The 12052-nt window shown below is 71.3% G+C and carries 9 protein-coding genes; 6 read left to right on the top strand and 3 right to left on the bottom strand.

Annotated elements, in window-relative coordinates; translation table 11 throughout:
• Positions 1 to 334: 334 nt before the first annotated feature.
• A complete protein-coding gene (locus FRW57_RS09885; RefSeq protein WP_152185919.1) occupies positions 335 to 952 on the bottom strand; it encodes a class I SAM-dependent methyltransferase in 618 nt (205 codons plus the stop codon).
• 224 nt (positions 953 to 1176) lie between these two features.
• On the opposite strand from FRW57_RS09885, the gene hflX reads away from it, so the two are divergent.
• From hflX to FRW57_RS09870, 3 genes are all read left to right on the top strand, one after another.
• The gene (hflX, locus tag FRW57_RS09880) at positions 1177 to 2733 is read left to right on the top strand and encodes a GTPase HflX (RefSeq protein ID WP_238999384.1); all 1557 of its coding nucleotides are present in this window, start codon (positions 1177 to 1179) and stop codon (positions 2731 to 2733) included.
• A gap of 71 nt (positions 2734 to 2804) precedes the next feature.
• Positions 2805 to 5471: an MGH1-like glycoside hydrolase domain-containing protein gene (locus FRW57_RS09875; protein WP_152185918.1), complete on the top strand. Its 2667-nt coding sequence runs from the start codon at positions 2805 to 2807 to the stop codon at positions 5469 to 5471.
• Between the two features lie 664 nt (positions 5472 to 6135).
• Positions 6136 to 6513 carry a tetratricopeptide repeat protein gene (locus tag FRW57_RS09870; protein WP_137123150.1) on the top strand — a complete coding sequence of 126 codons (378 nt, stop codon included), beginning with the start codon at positions 6136 to 6138 and terminating at the stop codon, positions 6511 to 6513.
• Positions 6514 to 6548: 35 nt separating this feature from the next.
• Here the strand turns inward: FRW57_RS09870 and FRW57_RS09865 are convergent, their stop codons facing one another.
• Both FRW57_RS09865 and FRW57_RS09860 read right to left on the bottom strand, forming a co-directional pair.
• A complete protein-coding gene (locus FRW57_RS09865) occupies positions 6549 to 7085 on the bottom strand; it encodes a DinB family protein (protein WP_152185917.1) in 537 nt (178 codons plus the stop codon).
• A gap of 86 nt (positions 7086 to 7171) precedes the next feature.
• Complete coding sequence (locus FRW57_RS09860) at positions 7172 to 7924, bottom strand: TetR/AcrR family transcriptional regulator (protein ID WP_137123151.1); 753 nt, start codon at positions 7922 to 7924, stop codon at positions 7172 to 7174.
• Positions 7925 to 8009: 85 nt separating this feature from the next.
• On the opposite strand from FRW57_RS09860, the gene FRW57_RS09855 reads away from it, so the two are divergent.
• From FRW57_RS09855 to FRW57_RS09845, 3 genes are all read left to right on the top strand, one after another.
• The gene (locus FRW57_RS09855; RefSeq protein WP_202911694.1) at positions 8010 to 8915 is read left to right on the top strand and encodes an alpha/beta fold hydrolase; all 906 of its coding nucleotides are present in this window, start codon (positions 8010 to 8012) and stop codon (positions 8913 to 8915) included.
• Positions 8916 to 8976: 61 nt separating this feature from the next.
• The gene (locus tag FRW57_RS09850; RefSeq protein ID WP_152185916.1) at positions 8977 to 11232 is read left to right on the top strand and encodes an ATP-dependent DNA helicase; all 2256 of its coding nucleotides are present in this window, start codon (positions 8977 to 8979) and stop codon (positions 11230 to 11232) included.
• 59 nt (positions 11233 to 11291) lie between these two features.
• Positions 11292 to 11888, top strand: a complete 597-nt coding sequence (locus FRW57_RS09845) for a class I SAM-dependent methyltransferase (RefSeq protein WP_137123153.1) — start codon at positions 11292 to 11294, stop codon at positions 11886 to 11888.
• Positions 11889 to 12052 lie beyond the last annotated feature (164 nt).

The following is a 12052-nucleotide window of genomic DNA, read 5'->3' as shown; positions in this document are numbered from 1 at the left end:
GCGGCCGCTGCGGCGCTCGCCACCCGCTGGTGGGCCGGCGAGGTCTCCGACGACCGGGTGTGGCAGGTCGACGTGCCGGGAGGCACCGTCTGGGTCCGGGCACTGCCGGCGTCCGAGGTCGAGCTGTCCGGGCCGGCCGCCCTGGTGGCGGACGGCATACTCACCCTCTGATCGCCCCGTGCTCCGCTGGGGCCGCTTTGCTCTGTCCGGGCCGGTTCCGTCGGTCCGACACGCCGTCCGAAGGGAGCACGGGCACGGGCGTGCTCCCTCCAGGCCGCTCGCGTGAGGCGCAGAAGCGGCCTGAGCCGAGCAGAGGTGCTCGTGGGGAGCGCGGTCAGGGGCGGGCGACCTCGAGCAGCCGGTAGCCCTTGACGCTGGTGTAGCGCCGCACCGCGAACTCGCCCCGGTGGGTCGCCTCGAGCTCCTGCGTCAGCCAGCGCTGCAGGGAGTCCGAGCCGAGGTTGCGCTGCACCACGAGGTATGCCGTGCCGCCGGCCGCCAGACGCGGCAGCCAGGTCCGCAGCAGCTCGTGCAGGACCTGCTTGCCGACGCGGATCGGCGGGTTGGACCAGATCGTGTCGAAGGCGAGGTCCGCCGGGACGTCCTGCGCGGTGCCGGCGGTGACGTTGGTGAGGCCCAGGTCGGCGGCGTTGTCCCGCAGCAGGGCGAGGGCGCGCTGGTTGACGTCGACGCCCCAGACCTTCGCCTCGGGTGATCGCAGGGCCAGGGTCAGCGTGATGGGTCCCCAGCCGCAGCCGAGGTCGAGCAGGTGGCCGGTCGGTGGCGGCGGGGGAGCCTCGGCGAGCAGCACGGCAGTGCCCTGGTCGACCCGGTGCGGGCTGAAGATGCCCGGCGCGGTGTGCACGTCGAACCGTCGGTCGGCCAGCCGGACGGTGAGGGTGCGGCGCTGCTCGGGGCTGGCCGGCTCGGCGGTGAAGTAGTGGTCGGACATCGCCGACAGCGTAGTGGCCGCCCGACTCGGCCTGTGCTCGCTTCAGGCCGGTTGCGCGGCGGCCAGGACCGGCCCGAGATGAGCAAAGCGGCCCGGGGAGAGCAAAGCGGCCTGGGGGAGCACGCGGTCTGGGGTGTGAGACCCGCCGGAATGGGAGATGGCGCCGGATCGTTGTGTCAAACGAGTCGCGCCCACCTGTCCCGGGGTGGGATCCTTGAGGAGATATGACGAAACGATCTGATCTGTTCGGCACCCGCGCCGCAGCGCTCGCCGCCGACGACCACGACACCGCCACCCACCACGACCACGGCATCGACACCACGCACGTCGACAGCTCCGACTCGGGGCTGCCCACGCTCGCGCCGCTCTACCCCAACCGCCACGCCGGCGGTGACAGTGCGGCGGCCGCAGAGAGCGTCGACGGCGAGCAGTTCGAGCGCGAGGAGCGCGCCTCGCTGCGCCGCGTCGCGGGCCTGTCGACCGAGCTGCAGGACGTCACCGAGGTCGAGTACCGCCAGCTGCGCCTCGAGCGCGTCGTGCTGGCCGGCGTCTGGACCGAGGGAACGGTGGAGGACGCCGAGAACTCCATCCGCGAGCTCGCCGCGCTCGCCGAGACGGCCGGCTCCACCGTGCTCGCCGGCCTCGTGCAGCGCCGCGGCAAGCCCGACACCAGCACGTTCCTGGGCGCGGGCAAGGCCGCCGAGCTGCGCGACATCGTGATCGCGGAGGGCGCCGACACCGTCGTGTGCGACGGCGAGCTGTCACCCAGCCAGCGCCGTGCCCTCGAGGACATCGTCAAGGTCAAGGTCATCGACCGCACCGCGTTGATCCTCGACATCTTCGCCCAGCACGCCAAGAGCCGTGAGGGCAAGGCGCAGGTCGAGCTGGCCCAGCTGCAGTACCTCCTCCCGCGTCTGCGCGGTTGGGGTGAGTCGATGTCCCGTCAGGCCGGTGGGCAGGCGGCCGGCGGTCAGGGCATGGGCTCGCGCGGACCCGGTGAGACCAAGATCGAGCTCGACCGCCGGCGGATCAATACCCGGATGGCCAAGCTCAAGCGCGAGATCGCGCACATGAAGACCGCCCGCGACACCAAGCGCGGCAGCCGCCGCCGGGGCCACGTGGCCAGTGTCGCGATCGCGGGATACACCAACGCCGGCAAGTCGTCCCTGCTCAACCGGCTCACCGGCGCCGGCGCCCTCGTCGAGAACCAGCTCTTCGCCACGCTGGACCCGACGGTCCGGCGGGCCGAGACCGAGGACGGCCGGGCCTACACACTGACCGACACGGTCGGCTTCGTCCGTTCCTTGCCGCACCAGCTGGTCGAGGCGTTCCGCTCCACGCTCGAGGAGGTCGGTGACGCCGACCTGCTCCTGCACGTGGTCGACGGCTCCCACCCCGACCCGGAAGGTCAGATCAGCGCGGTCCGTGCCGTGCTCGCCGACCTGGGCGGTGACGCCATCAAGGAGGTCATCGTCATCAACAAGGCCGACGCGGCCGACCCGGAGGTCATCCACCGGTTGCTGCGGCACGAGAAGCACAGCATCGTCGTGTCGGCACGCACCGGCGAGGGCATCGACGAGCTGCGCGCCCTGATCGCCGAGGAGCTGCCGCGCCCCGAGATCCCGGTGGACGTGCTGCTGCCCTACGAGCGCGGCGACCTGCTCAACCGGCTGCACCAGGAGGGCGAGGTCCTCGCCAGCGAGCACACCGCCGAGGGCACGCGGGTCGAGGCCAAGGTGGGCCCCACGCTGGTGGGTGAGCTCGCGGCATACGCCGTCTGAGCTCGCGGGGTGCCTCCAGCAGCCGCGGCTGGCACCTGCGACGTCCGTATGCCGCGTGGCACAGTGTGCCCGTGACTTCCGCGAACGTTTCTGGCGAGCAGCCCCCACGGACCGCCGAGCACGGCAGGTTGGCCGAGGCGCCGGCCGACACCGACCCCTGGAAGGTCTGGGGTCCCTACGTGTCGGGGCGTCAGTGGGGGACCGTGCGCGAGGACTACTCCGCTGACGGGAACGCTTGGGACTACTTCCCGTTCGACCACGCGCACCTGCGCGCCTACCGCTGGGGTGAGGACGGGCTGGCGGGCCTGTGCGACCGCTACGGCTTCCTCAACCTCGGCCTTGCGCTCTGGAACGGTCGGGACGACCGGCTCAAGGAGCGCATCTTCGGCCTCACCAACGCCCAGGGCAACCATGGTGAGGACGCCAAGGAGTACTGGTGGGCCCTCGACGCCACCCCGACCCACTCCTTCGGCCAGTGGCTCTATCGCTATCCACAGCAGGCGTTTCCGTATGCCGAGCTGGTCGCCGAGAACGGCCGGCGCGGCCGCGGTGACGAGGAGTACGAGCTCTCCGACACGGGCATCCTCGAGGGCGACAGGTTCTTCGACGTGCAGGTCACCCACGCCAAGGGCTCGCCCAGCGACATCTGCGTCGAGGTGACGGCCACCAACCACGGCCCGGACGCCGCACCGTTGGACCTGTTGCCACAGCTGTGGTTTCGCAACACCTGGTCATGGGGACGCGATGCCCGGACGCCGACCCTGACCCTGGCCGAGGACGGTCGGACGGTGGTGGCCGAGCACGGCTACTTGGGTCGCTATCGCGTGACGGCCGAGGGTTCGCCGCGAGTCCTCTTCTGCGACAACGAGACCAACGTTCACGCTCTCTATGGTGACGAGGCGCCGCAGGCCACCGCCTACCCGAAGGACGCCATCAACCGTGCCGTCGTCCACGGCCAGGCGGACGCGGCCAACCCGGAGAATTCCGGGACGAAGGCCGCGTTCTGGTACCACTTCGACGCAGTGCCGTCCGGCGAGAGCGTGACCGTCCGGCTGCGGATGCGCAACGACAACGACGGCGAACCCTTCGAGCAGGCAACGCCGTTCGCGCAGGTGGTCGAGACGAGGCGGCGGGAGGCGGATGAGTTCTACGCCGCGGTGATCCCCGGGTCCGTGTCGGAGGAGGACCGGCACGTCGCGCGCAGGGCGTTCGCCGGCTTGCTCTGGGGCAAGCAGCTCTACCGCTACGACGTCTCACGTTGGCTCGAGGGCGACCCGGCCCAGCCCACGCCGCCGCCACAGCGCCTCGCCCGCCAACCGGAGGGCCGCAACACCTCGTGGCAGCACCTGGCCCTCACCGACATCATCTCGATGCCGGACGAGTGGGAGTACCCGTGGTTCGCCACCTGGGACCTGGCCTTCCACTGTGTCGCCTTGGCGCACGTGGACCCGGAGTTCGCCAAGGAGCAGCTCGTGCTGATGTGTCGGGAATGGGCGATGGCTCCGAGTGGCCAGCTCCCGGCATACGAGTGGAACTTCTCCGACGCCAACCCACCGGTGCACGCCTGGGCCGCGTGGCAGGTCTACCAGATCGACGGGGCGCAGGACCAGAGTTTCCTGATCCGCGTCTTCACCAAGCTGCTGCTCAATTTCGCGTGGTGGGTCAACCGCAAGGACGCCGACGGGTCCAACCTGTTCGAGGGCGGGTTCCTCGGTATGGACAACATCGGTCTGTTCGACCGGTCCGAACCGCTGCCGCACGGCCAACGCCTCGAGCAGTCCGACGCGACCAGCTGGATGGGGTTCTTCTGCCTGTCGATGCTGCGGATGGCGATCGAGCTCGCGCGGCACGACGTGGCCTGGGACAGCTCGGCAACCAAGTTCCTCGAGCACTTCCTCGGGATCGCCGAGGCGATGGAGCAGTTCGGCTCGCACGACGTCTCGGTGTGGGACGAGGATGACGGCTTCTACTACGACGTGCTCGTGCAGCCGGACGGCAATTTCCAGCAGTTCAAGGTGCGCTCGATGGTGGGACTGCTGCCGTTGATGGCCGTCGCGGTGGCGCCGCCGTGGGTCGAGTCGGAGCTGCCCGACTTCACCGCCCGGCTGCAGTGGCTGCGCGAACGGCGCCCCCACCTGACCGACGCGATCATCACCACGGGTCACCGCGGCGGGCAGCAGCACACGCTGTCGCTCGTCGACCCGTCCCGACTCGGCCGCCTCCTCACGCGGATGCTCGACGAGGGGGAGTTCCTGTCGCCGCACGGGCTGCGGTCGGTCTCGGCGGCCTACCGCGACGGCTACACCGCCCAGGTCGACGGCACGACCCTGTCGCTCGCCTACACGCCGGGGGAGTCCGACAGCGGTCTGTTCGGCGGCAACTCGAACTGGCGCGGCCCCGTCTGGTTCCCCGTCAACATCCTGCTGCTGGACGCCCTGCGCACCTACGCGAGCGGTGCCGGGGAGGGGTTCGTCCGGGAGCTGCCGACCGGCTCGGCTAGGGAGCGCAGCATGGCGCAGATCGCCCGTGACCTCGAGCAACGCCTCGTCGACCTCTTCCGCCTCGGACCGGACGGCAGGCGGCCTGGTGATCCGAGGCACGTGCCGACCGGCCCGCTCTGGGCGCCGCACCCCACCTTCAGCGAGTACTTTCACGGCGACACCGGTGCCGGTCTCGGCGCCTCGCACCAGACCGGCTGGACCGCGATGGTGGCGCACCTCATCTGCACCGCCGACTGACCGGACGAGTCGCCGCTGGTTGCGCCGCGCCGGCGAAGGCGCCCCCACAGGGCCGCGATGGCGCGGCGGACCTTTGCCGCGTGGCCTGACGCTCCCGCCCGGAGCCGGAGGACGTCCTGCGTCCTGGCTGCCGGAGCGACCGCAATGCAGGACCTCGTGACCCTCCCGGGGCGGACGTCCTGCGTCGTGGCTGGCGGGGCCACCGCATCGCAGGACCTCGTGACGCCTCTCGGCGCAGGCGTCCTACGTCGTGGCGGCCCCGGGGACCACATCGCAGGTCTTCCCACCAGCCGGTCAGCGCGCCAGCCCAGGCGGTCCTCGGGCATGACGAGTCTGTATGCCGGTCCTCGCCTCGCGCGCGGACGTCCTGCCTCGTGGCGGCACGGGCCACCGCATCGCAGGACCTTGTGACGCTCTCGGCTCGGATGTCCTGCGTCGTGGTGGCGGGGCCACCGCATCGCAGGACCTTGCGACCCTCCCGGCGCGGACGTCCTGCGGCGGGGCGGCTTGGGCGACGCGGCATACCGACTCCCCGGCGAGCCCGCTCCGATGCCGCGCTGGTGCTGTGTCTTGGCCTCCGCGCCAGTGATGGAATGGGGCGCAGCAGTGTGGCGTTGGACGGGGCAGCCGGTCAGCACGGGCCGGCGCAACCTTGGTGGATGAGATGACGACGCCCTTCACGACGCCGAACGCTGACAGCACCTATGAGCTGTTCCGGGTGGCCGAGTTCCAGCTCGAGCTGGCGAGGCCGCTCGAGGCGCTGCGCACCCTCGAGCCGATCGCCGACGAGATCGCCGACTCGGCTTCGGGGCAGCTGCTGCTCGCCCGTGCCTACTTCCACTCGGCCCAGCTGAGCCGTGCCGAGAAGTCCTTCCGGCGGGTCCTGGAGCTCGACCCGGCCGACCACTACGCCCGGTTCGCCCTCGGGCGCAGCCTGGAGCGGCAGGGCCGTCGCGACGAGGCCGTCGGTCAGTACCGCCTCGCCGTGGCGATGCACGACTCGCCGGAGTACCGCGAGCGGCTCGACCACGCCTGTCAATGACGCGCGGGGCTCCATGACGCGCCGGGCGCGGGCAGCTACTGGCCGGTGCGTCCGTCGATGCACTCGCGCAGCAGGTCGGCGTGGCCGCAGTGGCGCGCGTACTCCTCGACCAGGTGGATGAGGATGTCCCGCACCTCGACGTCGTCGCCATGGACCCTGACCGTGTCTCCCCACGAGTCGAGCCGTGCCTCGACCTCACGGGCATGGTCGACCTCGGCGCGCCACTCGCGCCACGCCTCCTCGACGACTGCCGGCTCGGCGACGGCGCCGGAGAACGACGTCTCCCCTTCCTCGCCGTGGTGCAGGCGCGGGAGGTCCTGTCCCTCGAGGACGCGCCGGTACCAGTGGTGCTCGACCCGAGCCAGGTGGCGCAGCAAACCGAGCAGTGACAGGTCCGAGGGCGGCACCGACTGGCGTGTGAGCTGCTCGGCGTCCAAGCCCTCACACTTCATCTCGAAGGTGAGCCGGTAGCGCCGGAGGTAGTCCAGGACGACCTCCTGCTCACCGCGGGGGACCACACCGTTCTCGCGGGGGTCGTGCTGTTGATCGGTCCACATCTCGCTCGGAGGCATGGGCGCAGCCTCGCAGCAGCCGGGCGGCTGGGGAAAGCGAGTTTCGGCGGGTCCCTGACCCGCCGCGGCCTTCGACGCGCCGTCGGTCAGTCGGGGTCCCCTTCGTGCAGCATCCCCAGCAGCGTTCGGCGCACGATGCGGTCGAACTGACCATCGAACTGCCCGTCGGAAGGCGCTGCTGGGATCCCTTGGTACTGCGGGCCTTCGGACGATGACTGCTCGCTCGTCTCTGCGAAGGCCGCGGCGAGATGGGGGTGCTCTCCCGAGGCAGCCACGGAGCTGAGGTAGGCGTTGCGCTGCGCCATCCGGGCCGAGGGCGGCCCCGGCTGCTGACGGTCGCGCTCGGCCTTGCAGAGCAGCCGCACGAGCCCGCTGAACACGCCGATGGCCTCGAGCCGGGTGCGTCCGCCTGCGCCCGTCACGGCCAGCGTGGCCAGGGCGTGCTCGAGGTAGGAGCAGCCGTGTGGACCGAGGGTGGGCGTGGTGTCCAGGGCCTCGATCATCCATGGATGTCGTCGGTAGATGTCGCGAGCCTGGTGCGCAAGGTCCACCATCTGGTCCAACCAGGACGCGTCCGGTCTGCGCTCGAGCTCGAACTCGCCGTTGACCTCGTCGACCATCAGCTCGACGAGCTCGTCCCGGGTGGCGACGTAGCGGTAGAGCGAGGCCGCGCCGGTGCCGATGACGCGGGCCAGCGCACGCATGGTGACCGCAGCCAGACCCTGACGGTCGGCGAGCCGGACGGCGGCCGCAGCGATTTCGCCTCGGGTGTGCTCCGGTGCGCGGCCACGCGGAGCCCGCTCGCCGCGGAGCCAGATGGCGGTCGACTGGTCCGTCATCACCCTCCCCGAGCTTGCGACCGATCTTCGCCACACCCTATCCTCATATTGTGCGAACGCCGTTCGCGAATAGGGAGGGAAGACAATGGTGGCATCCACCGACCTGATGTGGAGCCCGACCCGGTATGCGCGGAACGGCCAGGTGCAGGTCGCGTGGGACGAGGTGGTCGGCTCGGCCGGTGATCCGCTCCTGCTGGTGATGGGGCTGGGCACCTCCCGCTTCTGGTGGCCCGCAGGGTTGTGCCGCGCGTTTGCCGACGAGGGCTTCCACGTCGTGCGCTATGACCAGCGTGATGCCGGTGAGTCGACCCGGATGCCCGACACCGGCACGGCCAATCCGTTTGCGGCGTTGTTCGGCCGGCGGGGTGAGGCCTACACGGCCGAGGACATGACCGACGACGCCGTCTCGGTCCTGGATGCCGTCGGGTGGGACCAGGCACACGTCTTCGGTCACTCGCTCGGGGGCGCGGTGGCCCAGCGGATCGCGCTGCGGCACCCGGAGCGGGTGCTCAGCGTCACGTCGTCCGCGGCGGTGCCGAGCGACGTCGGCGGCCTGGGGGTGGCGCGCTACCTGCGCTACGGCCTGCTCGCCCGTCTGGCGCGGATGAAGTTCCCCGAGGGCCGCGAAGGGGACATCGCCGCCAGCCTGGCGGTGGCTCGCGGAGTGGCCTCCCCGGCATACCCGTTCGATGAGAGTGCCGCACGGGAGTGGATCGAGCGGGAGGTCGACAGCGGACCTCGCGACACCAAGGCACAGAGCCGTCAGATCGGCGCCCAGTGGCACGGCCCTCGGCTGCGCGAGCTGGGCAAGCCGTTGCTCGTCCTGCACGGCGACGCCGATCCGATCGTCCGACAGTCGGCGGGGCGGGCCACCGCCTCACGGGTGACCGGTGCTCGGATGACGATCTTCCCGGGAGTGGGCCACGACCTGCCGGAGCCGCTGTGGACCGAGGTGGCCAGGTCGGTCCGTCAACTCGCTGACTCGGCCTGACCACCGACCGGGCTGTGGAGCGCTGCCGCGGCGAGGTGACCGGTCGGCATACCCTGTGGTGATGGCCGCCGATCTCTCTGCCCTTCTGCACGCCGCGGTCGAAGGCGTCGGGGGCACGGAGCGTCCCGGCCAGACCCGGATGGCCGAGGCCGTGCAGGAGGCCGTCGGCGGCAAGGGGCACCTGCTGGTGCAGGCCGGCACCGGCACCGGCAAGTCGCTGGCCTACCTCGTGCCTGCCGTGGCGCACGCGTTCGACACCGGCCGGCCGGCCATCGTGGCCACGGCGACCCTCGCCCTGCAGGCGCAGATCGTCGACCGTGACATGCCGCGGGTCGCCGAGGCGGTGGCGCCGCTGCTGGGCCGCAAGCCGACGTATGCGCTGGTCAAGGGCCGGGCCAACTACCTGTGCCAGCACAAGCTCGTGGGCGGGTTCCCCGACGAGGACGAGGGATCGCTGCTCTCGGTGGGGCAGGTCGACTCCGGCATGGGACGGCTCGGGGCGGAGGTGGTGCGGCTGCGCGAGTGGGCCGAGGTGACCGAGTCGGGTGACCGTGACGAGCTGTTCCCGGGGGTCTCGCAGCGAGCCTGGCGCCAGGTGTCGGTGACCGCCCACGAGTGCCTCGGGTCGAAGTGCCCGCTGGTGGGGGACTGCTTCGTCGAACGCGCCCGCGAGGCAGCCAAGGACGTCGACGTCGTCGTGACCAACCACAGCTTCATGGCGATCGACGCGTTCGAGGGCCGGCAGATGCTGCCCGAGCACGACCTGCTCGTCGTCGACGAGGGGCACGAGCTGGTCGACCGGGTGACCTCGACGATCACCGACGAGCTGACCGCCTCGATGATCGCCGCGGCGGCCAAGAAGGCAGGCAAGCTGGCCGACACAGACCAGGTGACCGAGGCCTCGACCTTCTTCCAGGGCGTCGTCGACGAGCTCGACGATGGACGGCTGACCGGGCTGCCGGACGGACTGACCCTGGCGCTCGAGCGGGTGCGCGACACCACCCGAGCCGTCCAGTCGGAGCTCAAACCGCCCAGCCCGCAGGACAACGACGGTGCCCGGCAGGTGGCCCGCGCCGCGATCGACGAGGTCAATGAGAACGCCGCCCGGATCCTCGAGCAGCGTGAGCTCGACGTCGCGTGGGTGGGGCGGGACCCACGGCGCGGCTCCGTGCTGCGAGTCGCGCCGATGAGTGTGGCGATGCTGTTGCGGGACAAGGTGTTCGAGGACCGCACGGTGATCATGACGTCGGCCACGCTCGAGCTCGGCGGCAGCTTCGACGCGGTGGCCGGGACCCTCGGGCTGCGCGGTGAGGGGTCGCCGTCGTGGACCGGGCTGGACGTCGGCAGCCCGTTCGACTACCCGCGGCAGGCGATGGCCTACGTCGCCAAGCAGCTGCCTCCGCCGGGCCGCGACGGCATGGCGCCGCAGACCATGGACGAGATCGAGGCGCTCGTGCGCGCAGCCGGCGGACGAACGCTCGGCCTCTTCTCCTCGACGCGGGCCGCGGTCGCCGCGGCCGAGGTGATGCGCTCGCGGTTTGCCGACGACCCGCGCGGCATCAACTTCCTGTGCCAGGGGGAGGACCAGACCGCAACGCTGGTGCGGCAGTTCGCGTCCGACGCGGCCACCTGCCTGTTCGGCACCCTGAGCCTGTGGCAGGGCGTGGATGTCCCGGGTTCGGCGTGCCAGCTGGTCATCATCGACCGCATCCCCTTCCCGCGGCCCGACGACCCGCTGGCATCCGCCCGGTCGCAGGCGATCGCGAAGATGGGCGGCAACGGGTTCATGGCGGTGTCCGCGACCCACGCCGCGCTGCGACTCGCGCAGGGCGCCGGACGGCTGGTCCGGCGCTCCGACGACCGGGGAATCGTGGCCTTCCTCGACTCGCGGATGATGACGGCGCGCTATGCCGGATTCCTGCAGAAGTCGTTGCCGCCGTTCTGGCCCACCACCGACCGGACCATGGTGCTGGCGGCCCTGCAACGGCTCGACGAGACGGCCGCAGATCCGTTGCCGGTGCACCAGCCGGCCCTGCGCGGGGTCACCGGTGCACTGGAGGGGACGGCGATGGGCGACGCCGACGACGCCAGGCCGGTCGCCGAGCACACCCCCGTGGCCCGATCGCCCCGCACCGCCGTCACCGGCGGCCACGCCTGGACCGACGAGCAGGACGCCGAGCTGCGCGATGGTGTCGAGTCGGGTTGCACCCTCGAGGAACTCGCCGATCACCTCGAGCTCGCGCCCGACCTCGTGACCGCCCGCATGACGCTGCTCGGCCTCGAGCTCTCCGACGCGCCCACCATGTCCTTCGACTGAACTTCCGAGCCGTCCCCGACCGACCCCAGACTGACGCCGCAGATCTTCGAGGAGGGGACGTGCTCGACTACGATGCCGAGGCAGCCCGGTATGACGCCACGCGAGGAGGTCGCGAACGTGCGGCTGCCGCGGCCGCAGCCGTCCACGGGCTCCTGCCGGAGCGCCTGACGCGGGTGCTCGACATCGCCGGAGGGACGGGCTCGGTCGCCTCCGAGCTCGCGGCGCTCGGGCGCGAGGTTGCGGTCGGCGACCTGTCACTGGGCATGCTGCGGGTCGCGCAACGGCGGCTGCCAGGCTCCCAGGTGCGGCTTGACGCGAAGCGGTTGCCGGTGGCCGATTCGAGTCTGGACGCGGTGACGTCGGTCTGGCTGCTGCACCTGTTGCCGGCGCGTGTCGTCGAGGGTGTGCTGGACGAGGCCGCGCGGGTGCTGCGCCCCGGTGGTCGCTACGTCACGACCGTGGACAAGGCGGCCGGAGACGCACGCGACTCCCGCGACGGCCTGGTCAACGACCGGCGGGCCGACGTCACGGCCGGGCTAGAGGCGCGCGGCTTGACCGAGGTCGGCAGCGCCGAGTTCGTCGGCGGGATCACCCGCGAGGGGCGGCCGGCTCCCCGCTACACCCTGGTCGCCTTCGAGAAACCGGCGACGCGCTGACCCGCGGCCGACCGGCCTGCCAGCGACCCGTCATACCGCCTCGGCACCCTCCTCCGCCGCGGCCTGTGCTCACCTCAAGCCGTTTTTCGAAGGTGCGGGAGCGGTCTGAGGCGAGCACAGGCGAAGGCCGGGCGGCCGGTGCTCACCTCAAGCCGTTTTTCGAA

The sequence above is a fragment of the Segeticoccus rhizosphaerae genome, from assembly GCF_009192725.1.
GTDB classification, from domain to species: Bacteria; Actinomycetota; Actinomycetes; order Actinomycetales; family Dermatophilaceae; genus Segeticoccus; species Segeticoccus rhizosphaerae.
Note: the sequence above shows the minus strand (reverse complement) of the source record. Positions and strands in the feature narration are given on the sequence as shown.